19 protein-coding genes, 1 tRNA gene and 1 pseudogene are annotated in these 19,089 nt (G+C 61.8%); 12 read left to right on the top strand and 9 right to left on the bottom strand.

Going from position 1 to position 19,089, the window contains the following annotated elements; all coding sequences use genetic code 11:
- Positions 1-19 precede the first annotated feature (19 nt).
- A complete protein-coding gene (mutY, locus tag M0D64_RS20535; protein ID WP_266258988.1) occupies positions 20-1,135 on the bottom strand; it encodes an A/G-specific adenine glycosylase in 1,116 nt (371 codons plus the stop codon).
- A 7-nt stretch (positions 1,136-1,142) separates the two neighbouring features.
- Positions 1,143-1,973, bottom strand: a complete 831-nt coding sequence (gene mutM, locus M0D64_RS20530; protein WP_097391234.1) for a bifunctional DNA-formamidopyrimidine glycosylase/DNA-(apurinic or apyrimidinic site) lyase — start codon at positions 1,971-1,973, stop codon at positions 1,143-1,145.
- Between the two features lie 87 nt (positions 1,974-2,060).
- Here mutM and M0D64_RS20525 point away from each other — a divergent pair, with 87 nt between their 5' ends.
- The 8 genes from M0D64_RS20525 (at position 2,061) to hisC (ending at position 9,307) form a co-directional block, all read left to right on the top strand.
- On the top strand, positions 2,061-3,902 hold the full coding sequence (locus M0D64_RS20525; protein WP_266258987.1) for a tetratricopeptide repeat protein: 1,842 nt from the start codon (positions 2,061-2,063) through the stop codon (positions 3,900-3,902).
- The gene (lolB, locus tag M0D64_RS20520; protein WP_154564538.1) at positions 3,902-4,534 is read left to right on the top strand and encodes a lipoprotein insertase outer membrane protein LolB; all 633 of its coding nucleotides are present in this window, start codon (positions 3,902-3,904) and stop codon (positions 4,532-4,534) included. The genes M0D64_RS20525 and lolB overlap by 1 nt, the downstream gene beginning before the upstream one ends.
- 73 nt (positions 4,535-4,607) lie before the next feature.
- Complete coding sequence (ispE, locus tag M0D64_RS20515) at positions 4,608-5,489, top strand: 4-(cytidine 5'-diphospho)-2-C-methyl-D-erythritol kinase (protein WP_266258986.1); 882 nt, start codon at positions 4,608-4,610, stop codon at positions 5,487-5,489.
- A 50-nt stretch (positions 5,490-5,539) separates the two neighbouring features.
- Positions 5,540-5,616, top strand: a tRNA-Gln gene (locus M0D64_RS20510).
- Positions 5,617-5,661: 45 nt separating this feature from the next.
- Positions 5,662-6,618, top strand: a complete 957-nt coding sequence (locus tag M0D64_RS20505) for a ribose-phosphate pyrophosphokinase (RefSeq protein WP_006048037.1) — start codon at positions 5,662-5,664, stop codon at positions 6,616-6,618.
- 164 nt (positions 6,619-6,782) lie between these two features.
- A complete protein-coding gene (locus M0D64_RS20500; protein WP_266258985.1) occupies positions 6,783-7,406 on the top strand; it encodes a 50S ribosomal protein L25/general stress protein Ctc in 624 nt (207 codons plus the stop codon).
- A gap of 150 nt (positions 7,407-7,556) precedes the next feature.
- Positions 7,557-8,159 (top strand): aminoacyl-tRNA hydrolase, encoded by a 603-nt coding sequence (gene pth, locus M0D64_RS20495; RefSeq protein ID WP_266258984.1) that lies wholly within the window; start codon positions 7,557-7,559, stop codon positions 8,157-8,159.
- Between the two features lie 68 nt (positions 8,160-8,227).
- A complete protein-coding gene (gene hisC / locus M0D64_RS20490) occupies positions 8,228-9,307 on the top strand; it encodes a histidinol-phosphate transaminase (protein ID WP_266258982.1) in 1,080 nt (359 codons plus the stop codon).
- 111 nt (positions 9,308-9,418) lie between these two features.
- Here hisC and M0D64_RS20485 read toward each other — a convergent pair whose 3' ends face one another.
- From M0D64_RS20485 to rsmD, 3 genes are all read right to left on the bottom strand, one after another.
- Entirely contained in the window at positions 9,419-9,676 is a 258-nt protein-coding gene (locus M0D64_RS20485; protein WP_054035799.1) for a YfhL family 4Fe-4S dicluster ferredoxin, read from the bottom strand.
- A 63-nt stretch (positions 9,677-9,739) separates the two neighbouring features.
- On the bottom strand, positions 9,740-10,255 hold the full coding sequence (gene coaD, locus M0D64_RS20480) for a pantetheine-phosphate adenylyltransferase (protein WP_154564548.1): 516 nt from the start codon (positions 10,253-10,255) through the stop codon (positions 9,740-9,742).
- Positions 10,256-10,366: 111 nt separating this feature from the next.
- Positions 10,367-10,981 carry a 16S rRNA (guanine(966)-N(2))-methyltransferase RsmD gene (rsmD, locus tag M0D64_RS20475; RefSeq protein ID WP_201127627.1) on the bottom strand — a complete coding sequence of 205 codons (615 nt, stop codon included), beginning with the start codon at positions 10,979-10,981 and terminating at the stop codon, positions 10,367-10,369.
- A 240-nt stretch (positions 10,982-11,221) separates the two neighbouring features.
- Between rsmD and ftsY the strand changes: the two genes are divergently transcribed.
- Positions 11,222-12,388, top strand: a complete 1,167-nt coding sequence (ftsY, locus tag M0D64_RS20470; protein WP_154564552.1) for a signal recognition particle-docking protein FtsY — start codon at positions 11,222-11,224, stop codon at positions 12,386-12,388.
- Positions 12,389-12,465: 77 nt separating this feature from the next.
- On the opposite strand, the gene maiA is transcribed toward ftsY, so the two are convergent.
- Positions 12,466-13,110 carry a maleylacetoacetate isomerase gene (maiA, locus tag M0D64_RS20465; protein ID WP_171925169.1) on the bottom strand — a complete coding sequence of 215 codons (645 nt, stop codon included), beginning with the start codon at positions 13,108-13,110 and terminating at the stop codon, positions 12,466-12,468.
- 25 nt (positions 13,111-13,135) lie between these two features.
- Positions 13,136-13,834 (bottom strand): fumarylacetoacetate hydrolase family protein, encoded by a 699-nt coding sequence (locus tag M0D64_RS20460; protein WP_171925168.1) that lies wholly within the window; start codon positions 13,832-13,834, stop codon positions 13,136-13,138.
- 250 nt (positions 13,835-14,084) lie between these two features.
- Between M0D64_RS20460 and ybiB the strand changes: the two genes are divergently transcribed.
- Together ybiB and M0D64_RS20450 are read left to right on the top strand one after the other, a co-directional pair.
- Positions 14,085-15,056, top strand: coding sequence for a DNA-binding protein YbiB (gene ybiB, locus M0D64_RS20455; RefSeq protein ID WP_266258981.1), 972 nt, complete (start codon positions 14,085-14,087; stop codon positions 15,054-15,056).
- Between the two features lie 354 nt (positions 15,057-15,410).
- Positions 15,411-16,394, top strand: a pseudogene (locus tag M0D64_RS20450) (2-isopropylmalate synthase); the annotation flags it as partial.
- Between the two features lie 252 nt (positions 16,395-16,646).
- Here M0D64_RS20450 and M0D64_RS20445 read toward each other — a convergent pair.
- Together M0D64_RS20445 and M0D64_RS20440 are read right to left on the bottom strand one after the other, a co-directional pair.
- Positions 16,647-17,030, bottom strand: coding sequence for a nuclear transport factor 2 family protein (locus tag M0D64_RS20445; protein WP_097391220.1), 384 nt, complete (start codon positions 17,028-17,030; stop codon positions 16,647-16,649).
- 43 nt (positions 17,031-17,073) lie between these two features.
- Positions 17,074-17,637: an acyloxyacyl hydrolase gene (locus M0D64_RS20440; protein ID WP_266258980.1), complete on the bottom strand. Its 564-nt coding sequence runs from the start codon at positions 17,635-17,637 to the stop codon at positions 17,074-17,076.
- 363 nt (positions 17,638-18,000) lie between these two features.
- On the opposite strand from M0D64_RS20440, the gene rpoH reads away from it, so the two are divergent.
- Positions 18,001-18,936, top strand: coding sequence for an RNA polymerase sigma factor RpoH (gene rpoH, locus M0D64_RS20435; RefSeq protein WP_168435870.1), 936 nt, complete (start codon positions 18,001-18,003; stop codon positions 18,934-18,936).
- The last annotated feature ends 153 nt before the right edge of the window (positions 18,937-19,089 follow it).

Raw genomic sequence — 19,089 nt, 5'->3', positions numbered from 1 at the left:
GCTTTCGGCTCGGGGCTGGCTAGATCAGCGAGCCGTGCAGACTATCCAGTAGTTTGCGCACCGGCGCGGGCACACCGAACGAATCGAGATCGCTTAACGCGACCCATGCAGTGTCCGCATCGTTAAGCGCAGCCAATGCGCCCACGCCGCGATCCAACTCAGCGAGCCGCGGCTCGATATCCAGCTTGAAATGCGTGAAGACGTGCGTGAGCGGCGCGAGCGGCGAGACCGCTCCGTCGCCACCGAAGGCACGCGCACGCTCGGCGAGTGCGGCTTCGTCGGCGGCTTCGGGCAGGCTCCACAAGCCACCCCAGATGCCCGAGGGCGGGCGCTTTTCCAGCATCACGGCGTTACCGTCGCGCAGCACCAGCATCCATGTGCGGCGCGTCGGCACGGCTTTCTTCGGCCGTGACGTGGGCAGTTCACGCTGACGTCCGGTCACGTTGGCCACGCAGTCCGCGGCGAACGGACAACGCAGGCAATCCGGCTTGCCGCGCACGCACAACGTTGCGCCAAGGTCCATCAGGCCTTGCGTATATGCACTGACATCATCGTCCGATGCGTTGGACGGGAGCAGCGATTCCGCCAGCGTCCACATCGCATTCTCGACTTTCTTTTCGCCCGGAAAACCTTCAACGCCGAATACGCGTGCCAACACGCGCTTCACGTTACCGTCGAGAATCGTGGCGCGCGCGCCAAACGCGAAAGAGGCGATCGCCGCTGCCGTCGAGCGACCGATGCCCGGCAATTCAGCAAGCTCGTCCGCCGACGCGGGAAACGCACCGCCATGCTGCTCGACGACCACCTGCGCGCAGCGATGCAGATTGCGTGCGCGCGAGTAATAGCCGAGGCCGGCCCACAACGCCATCACGTCGTCTGCCGGCGCCGCGGCGAGCGAGGCAACATCCGGACAACGCGCAAGAAATTTTGCGTAGTACGGAATCACCGTCGATACCTGGGTCTGCTGCAGCATGATTTCCGACAGCCAGATGCGATACGGATCGCGCGTGTTCTGCCAGGGCAGGTCATGACGGCCATGCTGGCGCTGCCATGCAATCAGCCGCGTGGAAAAATCAGACATGACGGGAAAAGCGGGCGTAACGGACGAGGCGGACGGGCTTATACGAGAAGGCATCGAAAATTTAGCGCTGGCAGGTGGGACAGAAATACGTAGAACGCTGCCCCTGCACGATCTGTTTGATCGGCGTTCCACACACGCGGCATGGCAGCCCCGCGCGATCATAGACGAAATAGTCGAGCTGGAAGTAACCGCTTTCGCCATCGCTGCCGACGAAATCGCGCAGCGTGCTGCCGCCCTTCTCGATCGCTGCGGCGAGCGTGACGCGCACCGCGTCGGCCAGCAGATCGTAGCGCACGAGCGAGACACGGCCCGCCGCGGTGGTGGGCCGGATACCGGCGCGAAAGAGACTTTCGGACGCGTAGATATTACCCACGCCGACCACGATTTCCCCTGCCAGCAACGCCTGCTTCACCGACACCTTGCGCCCGCGCGTGAGCCGGTGCATCAACGCGCCGGAGAACGCCGGTGAAAACGGCTCGACACCGAGGCCCGCGAGCAGCGGATGCTCGAGCACGTCGCCGGCTTCGCGCGGGTGCCACAGCACCGCGCCGAAGCGCCGCGGATCGCGATAGCGCAAAATGAATTCGTCGAAAATCCAGTCGATGTGATCATGTTTCGCCGCAGCCGGCGGACGCGGCACATGGCGCAGCACACGCAGCGTGCCGGTCATGCCCAGATGCACAATGAACCAGCCGGCGTCGATTTCGAACAGCAGATACTTGCCCCGCCGTTCGACCTTGCGCACCACGCTGCCACGCAAGGTTTTCGCAAGGTCCGCCGGAATCGGCCAACGCAGCGCGGGCGTACGTACATCGACGCGTTCAACCTTGCGCCCGGACACATACGGTTCGATTCCCCTTCGGGTAACCTCAACTTCTGGCAACTCTGGCATGTCTAACTGGTCTGCAACTTGCGTGAGTGGTTGTGCGCTTATTGTAGCGAGCGCGTTACAATCGTCCGAAACATTGAACGGATTTCCATGAACTTGTCCTTCGTGAAGCTGTTTTCGAAGCGCCCGGCTAGCGCATCCCGCGTGCCGCACGCCGTGTCCGCTCGTCGCATGCTCGGTGCCGCCGTGCTCGCCGTCTGGGCGCTGGCAGCCGTGCCCGCGCACGCGCAGGACCCATCGCCAGACTCGGATGACACGTCCGTCACCCTGCCGGACCCGCTCGGCCCGGCAACGGCAGAAGACCAGAAGTCTCTGCCGGGCGTGCCGCTGTCCAGCCAGATCGTATTCCAGGTGCTCGCCGCTGAAGTCGCCTTGCAACGCGACCAGCCGGCGCCCGCCTACCAGACCTACCTCGCGCTCGCACGCGACACGCATGATCCGCGCATGGCGCAACGCGCCACGGAAATCGCGCTGGCCGCGCAAAGCCCGTCAGACGCGCTGGCCGCCGCGCAATTGTGGCAGCAGTATGCGCCGGATTCGGAACGCGCCGCACAACTCGACGCATCGCTGCTCGTGCTGTCCGGAAAGCCTGACGACGCCGCGCCGATCCTCGCCCGTGAACTCGCGAGAGTGCCGGCCGACAATCGCGGCAGCGCGATTCTGGCGCTGCAGTTGCTGCTCTCGCGCGGTCCGAACCGGATCGGCGGCTTGCATGTGCTGCAAGATCTGCTGAAGAACGACCTGAACCGGCCCGAGGCGCAGATGGCCATCGCGCGCCAGCAGCTCGTTTCGGACGACGCACCGGGCGCGCGCAAGTCGCTCGAGCAGGCGCTTGCGCTCAAGCCGGACTATTTGCCGGCCGCGCTGATGCTGTCGCAGATGGGCCCGGAGGAGCGCAAGGAAGGCATCGCGTCGCTCGAAAAGTACGTGCAGCAGAATCCGAAATCGCATGACGCGCGTCTCGCGCTCGCGCAGATGTATCTCGCGAGCGACCGTCTGGACGACGCGCAGAAGCAGTTCGAGATCATGCACAAGAACAACGCGACCGACCTCACGCCGCTGATGGCGCTCGCGCTGATCAAGATCCAGCAGAAGAATTTCACCGAGGCGCAGACCTATCTGACCCAGTACGCGCAGCAAGCCGAAAAGACGCCAGGCGCCGATCCGGGCCAGGCGTATATCTATCTTGCGCAACTGTCGCTCGAACAGAAGAACGAAGCGGCGGCGAGCGACTGGCTGAACAAGGTTTCACCAGCCAGCCAGCAATTCGTGCCGGCGCAGATCACGCGGGCACAATTGCTCGCCAAGCAGGGCAAGACTGAAGACGCGCGCAAGCTGCTGGCCAACCTGCAGGCGCCCGATCCGCGCGACCAGGCGTTGATTGCACGCACCGACGCAGCCATTCTGTTCGACGCGAAGCGCTATCCGGAAGCGGAAACACGCCTGCAACAAGCCACCGCGAATTTCCCGGACGATCCCGATCTGACCTACGACTACGCCATGGCCGCCGAAAAAACCGGCCACTACGATGTCATGGAAGCGCAACTGCGCAAGCTGATCCAGACGCAGCCGGACAATCCGCAGGCTTATAACGCGCTCGGCTATTCGCTGGCCGATCGCAATCAGCGCCTCTCGGAAGCGGACAAACTGGTCGAGAAGGCCTCGGCGCTGGCGCCGAACGACGCGTTCATCATGGACAGCGTCGGCTGGGTCAAGTACCGGATGGGCGATACGTCGGATGCCATCAAGCTGCTGCGCAAAGCGTACGACCTCCAGCCGAACGCCGAAATCGGCGCACACCTCGGCGAAGTGTTGTGGAAAACCGGAGCTCAGGATCAGGCTCGCGCCGCCTTCCGCGACGCGCGCAAGCTCGAACCGGACAACGACACACTGGTTAAAACGCTGCAACGTCTTCAGGTAAACGATCTTTGATGCGTCTTTCCCGCTTGATCTCTTATCTCCGGGCGCCGCGTGGCGCGGCGCTCGGATTCGTAGCGGCAGCGGTTGTCGCGTTGGCTGGTTGTGCATCGGTTAAGCCGCAAGGGCCGTCCACGTCGAATGCGGCAACGTCCGTCACCGCACAGACCTCGCGTGCTTATCAAGGCCGTTTCGCGGTCCAGTACAACGATCAGAACGGCCAGCAGCGCAATGCCTATGGCAACTTCACCTGGCAGGAAACGGGTGACACGGTCACCCTGCAATTGCGCAATCCGCTCGGCCAGACACTGGCGATCGTGACCTCGTCGCCGGCTTCGGCTACGCTCGAACTGCCGAACCGCCAACCGCTCACCGCCGACAATGTCTCCACGCTGATGCAGAACGCGCTCGGCTTCACGTTGCCGGTCGAAGGGCTGCGCTACTGGCTGCAGCCTTCGCCGGCGCCGACTTCGCGCGCGAAGACCGAGCAGGATCCGCAACAGCCCTCGCGCCTGAAGCAGATCACGCAGGACGGCTGGACGATCGACTACCTCGCGTATGCCGACGCGCCGGCCACCGGCGTGAAGCGCTTGAACCTGAGCCGCGCGGAACCGCCGCTCGACATCAAGCTCGTGCTGGATCAGTAGCCCAGTAGCCGCGCCCGTTCGCACAACCTTTGCCGCTTCTTCAGCGCCGCTATGGCGCATGTAGCCCTGACTCATGATTGAAACGACCGATTCGCTGCGCGATTGCCTCGCGCCAGCGAAACTGAACCTCTTCCTGCACATCACCGGCCGCCGGCCGGACGGCTATCACACGCTGCAAACCGTCTTCCAGTTGCTCGACTGGGGCGACATCCTGCACTTCACGCTGCGTGACGACGGCCTCATCACGCGCAGCACCGAGATCGCCGACGTACCGCCGGAACACGATCTCACCGTGCGTGCAGCAACGCTCCTGAAAGCGCACACCGGCTCGCCCGCAGGTGTCGATATCGAAATCGACAAGCGCCTGCCGATGGGCGCGGGCCTAGGCGGCGGCAGCTCCGATGCGGCCACCACGCTGCTCGCGCTGAACCGTCTCTGGAAGCTCGATTTGCCGCGACTGGAGTTGCAGGCGCTGGCGTTGAAACTCGGCGCGGACGTGCCATTTTTTGTTTTTGGGAAAAATGCGTTCGCACAGGGTGTCGGAGAGGCTTTAGACGTTGTACAATTGCCGCCGCGCCATTTCCTGGTGGTGACACCGAGGGTTCACGTTCCAACTGCAGCGATTTTTTCCGAAAAAGCGTTGACAAGAGATTCGAAACCCCTCATAATTACGGACTTTCCTGCAGAACTTAGCTGCAACACTGAATGGCCAGAAAGTTTTGGCCGCAATGACATGCAGCAGGTTGTCGTGGGAAAATACGCGGAAGTAGCGCAAGTGCTGCGATGGTTTGAAAACATTGCACCAGCGCGGATGTCTGGATCAGGTGCAAGTGTATTTGCAGCGTTCCGTAGTAAAGCTGAAGCAGAAGCGGCGCAAGCCAAACTGCCGGGCGAATGGAACAGCGCAGTAACTGCAAGTCTCGATCAGCATCCACTCTTTACTTTCGCGTCATAAGTTTTGCCTCGTTGAACGTTCCCTCGTTCGGTGAAGCTCAAAGTTAGTGTAGGGGAGTCGCCAAGTTGGTTAAGGCACCGGATTTTGATTCCGGCATTCGAAGGTTCGACTCCTTCCTCCCCTGCCAAAAATTCTCGCATTTCCCTCGCCCCCAGCCTGAAGTAGGTGCACGATGAGCAGCCATGACGGCCTGATGGTTTTTACTGGCAACGCAAATCCCGCGCTTGCACAGGAAGTCGTCAAAATCCTCGGTATTCCCCTCGGCAAAGCAATGGTCAGCCGTTTCTCGGACGGTGAAATCCAGGTCGAGATTCAGGAAAACGTGCGTGGCAAGGATGTCTTCGTCCTGCAATCCACGTGCGCGCCGGCGAATGACAATCTGATGGAACTGATGATCATGGTCGATGCGCTCAAGCGCGCATCCGCCGGCCGGATCACCGCAGCCATCCCCTACTTCGGTTATGCCCGTCAAGATCGACGCCCGCGTTCGGCGCGCGTCGCCATCTCGGCGAAGATCGTGGCGAACATGCTGGAAATCGCCGGCGTCGAGCGGATCATTACGATGGATCTGCACGCCGACCAGATTCAAGGTTTCTTCGACATCCCGGTCGACAATATCTACGCTACGCCCGTGCTGCTCGGCGATCTGCGCAAGCAGAACTACGAGAACCTGCTGGTCGTTTCGCCGGACGTCGGCGGCGTGGTGCGCGCCCGTGCATTGGCCAAGCAACTGAATTGCGATCTCGCGATCATCGACAAACGCCGCCCGAAGGCGAACGTTGCCGAAGTGATGAACATCATCGGTGAAGTCGAAGGCCGCACCTGCGTGATCATGGATGACATGGTCGACACGGCAGGCACGCTTTGCAAGGCAGCTCAGGTTTTGAAGGAACGCGGTGCGAAGCAGGTATTCGCTTACGCCACCCACCCGGTTCTGTCGGGCGGTGCAGGCGAGCGCATTGCAGCTTCGGCACTCGACGAACTCGTTGTTACCGATACGATCCCGCTCGGCGAAGAAGCCCGCTCGTGCGCCAAGATCCGTTCGCTGACCAGCGCCGGCCTGCTCGCCGAAACGTTCTCGCGGATTCGCCGCGGCGATTCGGTGATGTCGCTGTTCGCTGAAAGTTAAGTATTTGCGAAGGCGCAGCGCGCATAGCAGTACCGCACGCTGCACTTTTGCACAATTGGCATGAACGAACGAAGGTTCGTGCCATCGCTCTGGGGCCTCAGCCGTAATGGCTTGGAGGCCCCGTTTTTACTGCCTGGTCGCGGGCAGTGCATTGGAGATTCAACATGAAAGTAGTCGCTTTCGAGCGTTCCTTGCAAGGTACGGGTGCGAGCCGCCGCCTGCGTATCTCGGGTAAGACCCCGGGCATCGTATATGGCGCTGGTGCTGACACGCAATTGGTCGAACTGGACCACAACGCACTCTGGCACGCGCTGAAGAAAGAAGTTTTCCACTCGTCGATCCTCGAACTGGAAGTGGCAGGCAAGTCGCAACAGGTTCTGCTGCGCGACGTGCAATACCACCCGTTCCGTCAGCTCGTGCTGCACGTGGACTTCCAACGTGTCGACGCGAAGAAGAAGCTGCACACCAAGGTGCCGCTGCACTTCATGAACCAGGAAACCAACCCGGCAGTGAAGCTGTCGAGCGCGGTGATCTCGCACGTCCTCAACGAAATTGAAATCGAGTGCCTGCCGTCGGCACTGCCGGAATTCCTCGAAGTTGACCTGGCGACGATCGAAGCTGGTCATTCGCTGCACGCCAAGGACATCGTCCTGCCGGCAGGCGTGGCACTGGTTGCTCACGTTGACGCAGAAAACCCGGTCATCGCATCGGCAACGATCCCGGCTGGCGCAATCGCTGAAGGCGACGCCGCTGCTGCTGCAGGCGAAGGCGAAACGCCGGCTGCCTAAGTGCCTTCCTGGCGCTGAGCAAGCAATCCTCTCGATCCGTTTCAATGAAACGGTCGAGGTGACCCGCCGAGGTTCTCCCCGGCGGGTTTTTTTTCGGTTTTTTTCGGCTCGGCCGCGTTCGGTGCCGAGGCCAGATGGACCTATGCAATCATGATCAAGCTGATCGTCGGGCTCGGCAATCCGGGCGCTGAATACACCGCGACGCGCCACAATGCCGGCTTCTGGCTGGTCGATCAACTGGCGCGCGAAGCAGGTACGACACTGCGCGACGAGCGGCGCTTTCACGGTTTCTACGCGAAGGCCCGTCTTCACGGCGAAGAAGTGCATCTGCTGCAACCGCAGACTTATATGAACCGCTCGGGGCAGTCGGTTGTCGCGCTCGCGCAGTTCTTCAAGATTCTTCCGGACGAAATTCTGGTCGCGCACGACGAGCTCGACATGCCACCGGGCGGCGTCAAGCTGAAGCTCGGTGGTGGCAGCGGCGGCCATAACGGGCTGAAAGACATCAGCGCGCATCTGTCATCGCAACAGTATTGGCGGCTGCGGATCGGCATCGGCCATCCGCGTGACCTGATTCCCGAAAGTGCGCGAGCCGGCGCCAAACCGGATGTCGCCAATTACGTGCTGAAACCGCCGCGGCGTGAAGAGCAGGACGTGATCGATGCGTCGATCGAACGTGCGTTGGCGGTCATGCCGCAGATCATCAAAGGCGAGCTCGAGCGGGCGATGATGCAATTGCACCGCAATCCCTGAACGGGCCCTGCCCTGCTCGCATCCGTATCGCCCGTATCGCCCGTATCGCCATCGACAGGAGAAATCGCTTGAGCCGCTACTGGAGTGACATCGTTCACCGTCTGACGCCGTATGTGCCGGGCGAGCAGCCCGTGGTTGCGCATCCGGTCAAGCTGAACACCAACGAGAATCCCTATCCGCCGTCGCCGCGCGTGCTTGACGCGATCCGGCAGGAACTGGGCGGCGCGGGCGAGTCGCTGCGGCGCTATCCCGATCCGACAGCGCGCAAGTTACGCGAAACGGTAGCCGCGTACCACGGCATCCGCCCGGAACAAGTGTTCGCGGGCAACGGCTCGGACGAAGTGCTCGCGCTCACCTTTCAGGCATTGCTGAAGCACGACAAACCGTTGCTGTTTCCGGATATCACTTACAGCTTCTACCCGACCTACGCGCGGCTCTTTGAAGTCGACTATCGGACCATCGCACTCGACGACAGCTTCGCCATCCATGTCGACGACTACACGGCGCCTAACGGCGGCGTCCTGTTCCCGAACCCGAACGCGCCGACCGGACGACCGCTGCCGCTCGCCGATATCGAGCGTCTGGTGGCGAGAAACACCGAATCGGTCGTGGTGATCGACGAGGCCTATGTCGATTTCGGCGCTGAATCGGCCATCAAACTGATCGACCGCTATCCCAACCTGCTGGTGATACAAACGGTATCGAAGTCGCGTTCGCTGGCCGGCATGCGCGTCGGCTTCGCATTCGGCAATCCGGAACTGATCGACGCACTGAACCGCGTGAAGGATAGCTTCAACTCGTATCCGCTCGACCGCCTGGCGCAAGTCGCGGCCGTCGCTGCATACGAGGACGATGCATGGTTCCGCGACAACTGCGCCAAAGTGATTGCGAGCCGTGAGCGGTTGGCAGCAGGCTTGACGGCACTGGGCTTCGAGGTGGTGCCGTCGGCGGCGAATCTGCTGTTCGCGCGCCACGAAGGCTACGATGCAGCGACGCTCGTGGCACGGCTAAGGGAAAAGGAAATTTTCGTGCGCCACTTCAAGGCGGCGCGAATTGACCAGCATCTGCGAATCTCGGTCGGCACCGAAGCCGAGTGCGAGATTCTGCTGGATGCGCTGCGCGACATTTTCAGCGCTTACGTCGGATGACGGTCGTATAGCGGTCGGACAACGCGCGGGACAACCTCGCGCGCGACACAAAGCGTTGCCGCTAAAGAAAACGGCGAGGCAGACGCCTCGCCGTTCACCATCATGAAACTCTCACGCGCCCTTCGCAGCCTGCAGCGCGTGGTACTTCGCCATCAGACCTTCCGCCGTCTCCAGATGCTCGGGGTCGCGCGGAATACACTCGACCGGGCACACCTGAATACACTGGGGCTCGTCGAAATGGCCGACACACTCGGTGCATTTCTTCGGGTCGATCACGTAGATTTCCGGGCCCATCGAAATCGCGTCGTTCGGGCACTCGGGCTCGCACACGTCGCAATTGATGCACTCGTCGGTAATCATCAGGGCCATACTTCTCTCACTTCGCGCCGGCCGAAGCCAGCTTTGATCCGTCAATCCGACAGTTTACGCCGGTTACGGTTGCCCCGCCGAGACACCTTCATTCGGATCCAGCGCGGCAACCTTCTCCTTCAGCCATTTTTCGACCGACGGGAACACAAACTTGCTGACGTCGCCGCCCAGTTGCGCGATTTCACGCACGATGGTGCCGGAGATGAACTGGTATTGATCGGACGGCGTCATGAACATGGTTTCGACGTCCGGCAACAGATAGCGGTTCATGCCGGCCATCTGGAACTCATATTCGAAGTCCGAGACGGCACGCAGGCCACGCACGATCACCCGAGCGTTATTGCTGCGGACAAAGTCTTTCAATAGCCCTTTGAAGCTCATCACCTGAACGTTCGGGTAATGCCCGAGCACTTCATGAGCGATGTCGAGTCGCTCTGTCAGCGTAAAGAACGGCTTCTTGTTGCGGCTGTCGGCAACGCCCACCACCAGCGTGTCGAAAATGCTCGACGCGCGCCGAACGAGGTCTTCGTGACCGCGCGTCAGCGGGTCGAACGTGCCCGGGTACACGGCGACTACCATGAGACTTCTCCTCTCTTCAGACAAATGGGCACGTCAAAGCGTCCACGCGACGCATTTGGCACCGACCGCACGCGTGACGGTACCCGTCCGCTGCTTGTTTTGGAACGCGCATTATTCCTTATTTTCGCGCTGCAGCAAATGAAAGTGGACAGCGCCCGCTTTGCCTTGCCGCACGATTTCCCAACCGGCGAGCGTCTCATTCCCATCCAGTTCGAGCGCATCGCCTGCCTCCACGTACAGAAAACCTTCCGGGCTCAGCAGCGGCACGGCCAGAGCGAGCGCCTTGTCGAGCAGATCGCCGTCGAACGGCGGATCGAGAAAAACCACGTCGAACGATCCGGGGGCGAGGCTTGCCGCGAGGCGCAAGCCGTCGGCTTCCGCGATTTCGATCGCACGCGCCGCGAGGCGCTCCTGGTTCGCGCGCAACTGGCTTGCGGCCCGCGCATTGCGCTCGACCATCAACACCCGCGCCGCGCCGCGCGAGGCAGCTTCGAAGCCGAGTGCGCCGCTACCGGCGAACAGATCGAGGCAGCGCTGGCCGTCCAGCCGTTGGCCGAGCCAGTTGAACAGCGTTTCGCGCACGCGGTCGGGCGTGGGGCGCAGGCCGTCGAGGTCGAGCACGGGCAGCGGTGTGCGCTTCCAGTCGCCGCCGATGATACGGATGGCGTGCGGCTTGCCGCCTTTGGACGAAGCGCCGTGGGCGCGTGAAGGAGCAGAACGGGGCATGCAGTTTCGATTACGTTATAAGGGCACCCGCGACGCCGATGCGTGCGGACTGGAGCGCCAACGTTACCACAGGGGCGCCGGGCGTCCAGCCTGGCCGTTCGGCCAATACGACGGGCGGCGGCGCGCCTGATAAAATGTGCGGCTTCCAGCGCCTTGCATCCCGCATCGCAACGCTGCCTGCCGCTCCCACGGGCCCGTCCCGGCTGCGCGCATCGGCGCGCGCTCTCACCACGCCAGATCATGTTCAGCTTTTTCAAACGATTCAAGGGTTCGAAAGAGTCCGATAACGCGCCAGAAGAATCGCAGACGGCGCCGGAAGCCCTCGCGCCCGAACCCGCCGTAGAGGCGCCGCAAGCGCCCGTCGCGCCGTCGGCGCCGCGGCCGGTTGCTCCGGTTAGCGCCGATACGCAACCGGCTGCTGCCGCGTCCATCAATGAGCCCGAACCCGAAGCACCCGCGCTCGAAACCGTCGAAATCGTCCCGCCACCTATGCAGGACGCGAGCGCAAAGCGCTCGTGGCTCACGCGCCTGAAGACCGGTCTGTCGAAAACGAGTTCGAGCCTGACCGGCATTTTCGTCGGCGCGAAGATCGACGAAGACTTGTACGAAGAACTCGAAACGGCACTGCTGATGTCGGATGCGGGCGTCGAAGCCACCGAATTCCTGCTCGAATCGTTGCGCGAAAAAGTGCGCACCGAACGCCTCACCGATCCTCAGCAGGTGAAAGCAGCGCTGCGCACGCTGCTGATCGACCTGCTCAAGCCGCTGGAAAAATCGCTGATGCTCGGCCGCGCGCAACCGCTGGTCGTAATGATCGCGGGCGTCAACGGTGCAGGCAAAACCACCAGCATCGGCAAGCTCGCCAAGCATCTGCAGAGCTTCGATCAGTCGGTGCTGCTGGCTGCGGGCGACACCTTCCGCGCAGCCGCGCGCGAGCAACTTGCAATCTGGGGCCAGCGCAACAACGTGACGGTGGTGTCGCAGGAAAGCGGCGACCCGGCAGCGGTGATTTACGATGCGGTCGGCGCCGCGCGTGCGCGCAAGATCGACGTCATGATGGCGGACACGGCCGGCCGTCTGCCGACCCAGTTGCATCTGATGGAGGAACTGCGCAAGGTAAAGCGCGTGATCGGCAAGGCGCAAGACGGCGCGCCGCATGAAGTGCTGCTGGTGATCGATGCGAACACCGGCCAGAATGGTCTCGCGCAAGTGAAGGCCTTCGACGACGCGCTCGGCCTCACCGGCCTGATCGTCACCAAACTCGACGGCACGGCGAAGGGCGGCATTCTTGCGGCGATCGCGCGGCAGCGTCCGATTCCTGTGTACTTCATCGGCGTCGGCGAAAAGGTGGAGGACTTGCAGCCGTTCAGCGCGGAAGAGTTTTCGGACGCGTTGCTGGGCGGTTGAACGCAGCAACGTTCGTCGCAGAACAAGCAGAAAGGGCGCCCTTCACCGAGCGCCCTTTTTTCATTCAAATCACCGCATCATTCCGCGTCGGGCTGAACACCGGGCGCTGCACGAGCGAACGCGTCGATCTGCATTGCGTGCTCGTAGATGCGCTGAATCGTCGGAAACTTCGCCGTATCCACCTTGAAGCGCTGGGCGTTGAATACCTGGGGAATCAGACAGGCGTCAGCCAGTGTCGGCGTGTCGCCGAAGCACAGCTTGCCGGTGCGCGAATCGCCCGCCAGATGTGCATCGAGCGTCGCAAAACCCGCTTCGACCCAATGCTTGTACCACGCGTCTTTCGCATCGTCGTCGAGACACAGCGTGTGTTTCAGGTATTTCAGCACGCGCAGATTGTTCAGCGGATGAATCTCGCACGCCACCTGCAACGCTACCGAGCGCACATACGCGCGCTCGGCCGGCGTGCCGGGCAAGAGCGGCGGTTCGGGATGCGTTTCCTCCAGATACTCGATGATCGCGAGCGACTGCGGCATCACTTCGTTGCCGTCGACGAATGTGGGCACGATGCCGTCCGCATTCACCTTGCGATACTCGGGCTTCAACTGCTCGCCGCCGTCGCGCACGAGGTGCACCGGCACATAGTCGTACGGCAGGCCCTTCAGGTTCAGCGCGATGCGCACGCGATAGGACGCCGAACTCCGGAAATAGCTGTAAAGCTTCATGTTATGTGTCTCCTCCCACCGCGCTTCAGACGACGCGTACGTTGAGCTCGCCGAGCCCGTCCACGCCGCCCTTCATGAGGTCGCCCTGCACCACCGCGCCGACGCCTTCCGGCGTGCCGGTGAAAATCAGATCGCCCGGTTGCAGTTCGAACAGCGTCGACAGATAGGCAATCGTCTCGGCCACCGACCAGATCAGTTGCGACACGTCCGAATTCTGTTTTTCCTCGCCGTTCACCGATAACCAGATCGCGCCCTTGCCGACATGGCCGACTGTCGTGACCGGATGGATCGGACCAAGGGGCGCCGAGTGATCGAAGCCCTTTGCGGTATCCCACGGACGGCCCAGCTTTTTCGCTTCGGCCTGCAGATCGCGGCGTGTCATGTCGAGACCGAGCGCATAACCGTACACGTGGTCGAGTGCGCTTTCGGCCGGAATGTTCTTGCCGCCTTTGCCGATCGCCGCCACCAGTTCCATCTCGAAGTGGACGTTCTTCGATTGCGAGGGATAGGGGAATTCGCCGGTCGCACCGGGCGCGACATACAGCACGGCATCGGCCGGCTTGGCGAAGAAGAACGGTGGTTCGCGGTCAGGATCGTGCCCCATCTCACGCGCGTGCGCCTCGTAGTTGCGGCCCACGCAGTAGATGCGACGCACCGCGAACTGCTCGCTGGACCCCACGACCGGCACCGCAACGACCGGTGCGGGTGCAAATACGTAACTCATCCCGTTCTCCGTTTCTGGATTGTGCCGCGCCCGCGCGGCGATAAAACATCGAGTGTAACGCGCGGTAAAGCGCCGCGCAGCGGATCGGCACCGGCACGCGCGGACCGGCGATTCCGCCGCGTCGTCTCACGGGATCGCCAGCCCGCCGGACCGCCTCGCCGCTATAGATGCGATACTCACACTGGATAGCGTCCTTTGAATTCCCCGGCCGACCGCCCCAACGCGGCACGCCCCCGTCCCACTGCGCCCGATGACCGACACCGCCGACACCGCCAATCTTTTCCCCTGCGCCCGCTATATCAAGGAAATCGGCCGCGGCCCGAACGGCGCCCGCGCGCTGACTGCTGAAGATACGCGCACGCTTTACACCGCGATGCTCGACGGCCGCGTGGCCGATCTCGAACTCGGCGCCGTGCTGCTCGCGTATCGCGTGAAAGGCGAAACTGCCGACGAACTCGCCGCCATGCTGGCCGGCGCGCAGGCGTCGTTCGAACCGCTTCATCTGCCGCACGCGGCATTCCGGCCCGTGTCGATACCCACCTACAACGGCGCGCGCAAACAGCCCAACCTGGTGCCGCTGCTCGCGCTGCTGCTGGCACGCGAAGGTGTGCCGGTGCTGGTGCATGGCGTCACGGAAGATCCGGGCCGCGTGACGAGTGCTGAAATCTTCACGCATCTGCAGATCCCGCATGCGCGATCGCACGCCGACATCGAAGACGGTCTCGCCGAGCGTCGTCTCGCGTTCGCACCGATCGAAGTACTCGCGCCGAAGCTCGCGCATCTTCTTTCGCTGCGCCGGCGGATGGGCGTGCGCAATTCAACGCATACGCTCGTGAAAATTCTGCAGCCGTTCGCGCCCGCCGGGCTACGGCTCGTGAACTACACGCATCCGCCGTATCGCGACAGTCTCACGCAGTTGTTCAACACGCACCCCGCCGCCGCGGAGGGCGGCGCCCTGCTCGCGCGCGGCACCGAAGGCGAAGCGGTGGCCGACACGCGGCGCCAGGTGCAAGTGGACTGGCTGCACGACGGCATCTGCGAAACGCGCGTGCCGCACGAGCGCTCGTCGCCCGACGCGCCTGAAGTCGACGTGCCCGAAGCTCGCGACGCCCCGACCACAGCCGCGTGGATCGACGCCGTGTTGCGCGGCGAAGCACCTGTGCCGAGCGCGATCGAACGGCAAGTGGAGCTGATCGTCGACGTCGCGAAAATACCCGTGTGACGTGCGCGGCGTGAGTGCAACGCAGCGCTTGCGGCATTGCACTCACGCGCCAGGATGACGGTCGCGGGTTGACATGCCGCTGAGAGCCGTCATACATTAGACCTATGCGTTCCCTTCCGAACACCCTCCGAATTACCTCCGGCCGCCTAGCGCGGCCCCTATCGCTACGTCTAGCGTAAGTCAGACGTAGCGCCGCGCGTTGGCAGCCTGAATCACCCAGATTAGTTGCCCAAAGCGCGGTCCTCAAAGCAGTTCCCCGCAGTTACTGCCTCACCCCCGACCGTAGTTCTTCACAACCTGTAGTCGTTTGCGTTCGTCCGTTTACCCTTCGGACGAAGCGCGAGGGTCAATTTCATGTTGCGCAATCCCGCTGAAAAATACCGTCCCTTCCCCACAGTGCACCTCACCGGGCGCAAATGGCCGAGCCGCACGATCAACCACGCGCCGATCTGGATGAGCACCGATCTGCGCGACGGCAATCAGGCGCTCATCGAGCCGATGAATGCCGCGCAAAAGCTCGAATTCTTCGAGATGCTGGTGGCGATCGGCTTCAAGGAAATCGAAGTCGGTTTCCCGTCGGCCTCGCAAACCGACTTCGATTTCGTGCGCAAACTGATCGAAGAAAAACGCATTCCCGACGACGTGACGATCGAAGTGTTCGTGCCCTCACGCGCCGAACTGATTGCGCGCACGTTCGAATCGCTGGAGGGCGCGCCGCGCGCCATCGTGCACCTGTACAACGCAATCTGCCCGTCGTTTCGCAAAATCGTCTTCAACCAGTCGAAGGAGCAGATCAAGGCACTGGCTGTGGAAGGCACGTGCCTCATCAAGAAACATGCGCACGCGCGGCCCGATACGCACTGGACGTTCCAGTATTCGCCCGAAACCTTCAACACGACCGAACTCCCATACGCGCGTGAAGTATGCGACGCAGTTGCGCAGACGTGGCGTCCCACGCGCGACCACAAGATGATCGTCAATTTGCCCGCTAGCGTCGAAGCCGCGACACCCAACGTGTTCGCCGACCAGATCGAATGGATGGACCGCAATCTCAGTTATCGCGACAGCATCGTGCTGTCGGTGCATCCGCATAACGATCGCGGCACCGCCGTGGCCGCTACGGAACTGGCGCTGCTGGCGGGCGCGGATCGCGTCGAAGGATGCCTGTTCGGCAACGGCGAGCGCACGGGCAACGTGGACCTCGTTACGCTCGCGATGAACCTTGACGCGCAGGGCGTCGACCCAGGCCTCGACTTTTCGGATATTGGTGCGGTGCGGCGCGTGGTCGAGCGCTGCAATCAGATTCCGGTGCATCCGCGGCATCCGTATGCGGGCGATGCTGCAGAGCGGCCGGTGTGGAGCGATGAAGATCTGCAGCGCGTCGCTGCCTAAGTGACTTGAGGCGAAGCGGAGCCGCCCCTCGCGGTTTAGACCGCGTTCGTGGCGGGGTAACTGCATCAAAACCCGCCCGGCCGAACCCACCAGGCGGCGAATTCAGCATGGGCGGTGCGACCCGCCTGCTCGTGCCGTTCGAGCGCTCACAAGGCGCTCACCAACTGCGACCAGCGAAACGAAGTGGGCTCACAAGGCTCACTCGATCGCGCAACGCGTCGCCTGCCAGGCGATCAGGCGCCATTGCCCATCTTCCTGTGTGTGAATCGCCGTGTACGCGATCGGAAACAGCAGCGCGCCGTTGTTCGCTTCCATTTCGATCAGTGCGCGCCCGGTGACGACGCAGGTCTCGCGCCCCACCGGCAGCACTTCTTGCGACTGCACCTCGATCTGCCGATAGCGGCGGCGCCCGGCGGTAATACCGTCGATGAACTGTCGCTTCGTTTCACGCTTGCCGTTCGTATGGACATAGCTCACGTTGTCCGCGAGCAGCGCATCGAGCGACTGCCCGTCGCCGTCGACCATCGCACGGAAGCGTTCTCGCTCGAGCCCGCGAATCGCTTCGATTATCTTTGCCGCCATTGCTCAGCCCCTTGCACCGGTGAGCCGAACGTGGCCACGGTCGTCAGAAGTTATATTGCAAATATAGCTGGTGGAAATTTATACCAGGATTCGGCTCTTTGATACCGCCATTGGAAATATGCTGGAAGCGATAGCCCGCCTCGTACTGCTGGTGACTGCCGAATTGCAGGCCGACACCCGCCATGGGGGCGAACTGGAACGCGGTCGAGAGCGTGAGGTCAGTGGAGATTCTCGGACTCGTCAGAAGGCGGATACCGGCGCCCGCTTCGACGTAAGGACGAATCGCGCCCGCTCCGTCGATGAAGCGAATGATCGGCGTCACACCGATCTCGCCGATGTTCTCGTGCACATTCCCTTCGTCGGTATGCCACCAGGCCACGTGCGCTTCGCCGATCAGCGAAAAGTGCCAATCGCCGATCTGCCACCACGTCAGATTCGGATCCCAGACCAGGCCGAGATCGAGCTTTTTAATGTGGTTATCTCCCAGGCCGCCGGCGATCTGCACGCCGAACTGGTCGGCTGCCGCCAGTCCCGAAGCGCCAAACAGGATGGCCGCCGAAGCGCCTTTTAGAACCACACCACGCAACGCATTTTTTTTGTTCTTCATCGCACACCCGAGCTAGTCGAACGTTGGTCAGTAGATCACTGTCCCGTTTATTCTAAAGACAATGTACATCCGGCGGATCGTATGAAGAAAGCAAAATTTCCGCAATTAGTCACTTCTATTTTTAAAAATATCGGTCATTTATAAGAATGAAGGCGTTTTGTTAGGTAAATCCTGCGACCCACGCACATCTGGCCATAAAGGTATACCATTACTATCAAAATCTAAATTTCAATAGGAATTTGCGGAACTTGGATGTCCCTACAGCCTCTAAGTATTAGCACTCGGCAAATCAGAGTGCTAACATCCAACGCTGGAGTCGTTTACCTGAATACGCTTTTGTCTGATTCCAAAGGAGTTTCCTACGTGAGCCATGCAATGACCCTTCCGAGTACTTTGAGCCCGTCATCGGCTAAGGCCGCTTCGGCAGGTGCACTGGCGCTCTCGCATTCCTCGCTGCTGCCCGGTCAACTGGGCAATATCGACGCCTACATCCAGGCCGTAAATCGGATTCCGATGCTGACGCCGGCGGAAGAACGCCAGTTCGCCACCGAATTTCGCGAGCAGGACAACCTCGGGTCCGCGCGCCGTCTCGTCCTGTCGCACCTGCGGCTGGTCGTATCGATCGCGCGCAATTACCTTGGTTATGGACTGCCGCATGCCGACCTGATCCAGGAAGGCAATATCGGCCTGATGAAGGCCGTGAAGCGCTTTGACCCCGAGCAAAACGTACGCCTCGTGTCGTACGCCATGCACTGGATCAAGGCTGAGATCCACGAATATATTCTGCGCAATTGGCGGATGGTGAAGGTCGCCACCACCAAAGCGCAGCGCAAGCTGTTCTTCAACCTGCGCAGCCACAAGCAGGGCCTGGGCGCATTCACGCCGGACGAGATCGAAGGTCTTGCCAAAGAGCTGAACGTGAAGCGTGAAGAAGTGGCCGAGATGGAAACGCGCTTGTCCGGCGGCGATATCGCGCTGGAAGGCCAGGTCGAAGACGGCGAAGAGTCGTACGCGCCGATCGCCTACCTCGCCGACTCGCATAGCGAGCCGACTGCGGTGCTGGCTTCGCGTCAGCGCGACAAGCTGCATAGCGACGGTATCGCGAGCGCGTTGGACGCGCTGGACGCCCGCAGCCGCCGCATCATCGAGGCACGCTGGCTGAAGGTGGAAGACGACGGTTCAGGCGGCTCGACGCTGCACGAACTGGCCGACGAATTCGGCGTGTCGGCCGAACGCATTCGCCAGATCGAGGCGAGCGCAATGAAGAAAATGCGCGGCGCGTTGAGTGAATATGCATAACACTTAAAGCTTGAGTCGTGCCGGCTCGTCCGGCGCGCGCTGTTTAGCTGCAGAGCCCTGCCCTCGCAAGAAGGCAGGGCTTTTTTGTGCCCACTCGACAATGCCTGCGCTCAATCGAAGACGCACGCGCACTCACTCAAGAACATGCCCACC

It is taken from the genome of Paraburkholderia sp. WS6 (genome assembly GCF_030464835.1).
GTDB classification, from domain to species: Bacteria; Pseudomonadota; Gammaproteobacteria; order Burkholderiales; family Burkholderiaceae; genus Paraburkholderia; species Paraburkholderia madseniana.
This window is presented reverse-complemented; position numbering and strand designations above follow the sequence as displayed.

What these genes read in the sequence shown, in the direction of transcription:
- mutY (WP_266258988.1), bottom strand. Translation starts at nt 1,135, where the DNA reads ATGCCTTCTCGTATAAGCCCGTCCGCCTCGTCCGTTACGCCCGCTTTT.
- mutM (WP_097391234.1), bottom strand. Translation starts at nt 1,973, where the DNA reads ATGCCAGAGTTGCCAGAAGTTGAGGTTACCCGAAGGGGAATCGAACCG.
- M0D64_RS20525 (WP_266258987.1), top strand. Translation starts at nt 2,061, where the DNA reads ATGAACTTGTCCTTCGTGAAGCTGTTTTCGAAGCGCCCGGCTAGCGCA.
- lolB (WP_154564538.1), top strand. Translation starts at nt 3,902, where the DNA reads ATGCGTCTTTCCCGCTTGATCTCTTATCTCCGGGCGCCGCGTGGCGCG.
- ispE (WP_266258986.1), top strand. Translation starts at nt 4,608, where the DNA reads ATGATTGAAACGACCGATTCGCTGCGCGATTGCCTCGCGCCAGCGAAA.
- M0D64_RS20505 (WP_006048037.1), top strand. Translation starts at nt 5,662, where the DNA reads ATGAGCAGCCATGACGGCCTGATGGTTTTTACTGGCAACGCAAATCCC.
- M0D64_RS20500 (WP_266258985.1), top strand. Translation starts at nt 6,783, where the DNA reads ATGAAAGTAGTCGCTTTCGAGCGTTCCTTGCAAGGTACGGGTGCGAGC.
- pth (WP_266258984.1), top strand. Translation starts at nt 7,557, where the DNA reads ATGATCAAGCTGATCGTCGGGCTCGGCAATCCGGGCGCTGAATACACC.
- M0D64_RS20485 (WP_054035799.1), bottom strand. Translation starts at nt 9,676, where the DNA reads ATGGCCCTGATGATTACCGACGAGTGCATCAATTGCGACGTGTGCGAG.
- coaD (WP_154564548.1), bottom strand. Translation starts at nt 10,255, where the DNA reads ATGGTAGTCGCCGTGTACCCGGGCACGTTCGACCCGCTGACGCGCGGT.
- rsmD (WP_201127627.1), bottom strand. Translation starts at nt 10,981, where the DNA reads ATGCCCCGTTCTGCTCCTTCACGCGCCCACGGCGCTTCGTCCAAAGGC.
- ftsY (WP_154564552.1), top strand. Translation starts at nt 11,222, where the DNA reads ATGTTCAGCTTTTTCAAACGATTCAAGGGTTCGAAAGAGTCCGATAAC.
- maiA (WP_171925169.1), bottom strand. Translation starts at nt 13,110, where the DNA reads ATGAAGCTTTACAGCTATTTCCGGAGTTCGGCGTCCTATCGCGTGCGC.
- M0D64_RS20460 (WP_171925168.1), bottom strand. Translation starts at nt 13,834, where the DNA reads ATGAGTTACGTATTTGCACCCGCACCGGTCGTTGCGGTGCCGGTCGTG.
- ybiB (WP_266258981.1), top strand. Translation starts at nt 14,085, where the DNA reads ATGACCGACACCGCCGACACCGCCAATCTTTTCCCCTGCGCCCGCTAT.
- M0D64_RS20445 (WP_097391220.1), bottom strand. Translation starts at nt 17,030, where the DNA reads ATGGCGGCAAAGATAATCGAAGCGATTCGCGGGCTCGAGCGAGAACGC.
- M0D64_RS20440 (WP_266258980.1), bottom strand. Translation starts at nt 17,637, where the DNA reads ATGAAGAACAAAAAAAATGCGTTGCGTGGTGTGGTTCTAAAAGGCGCT.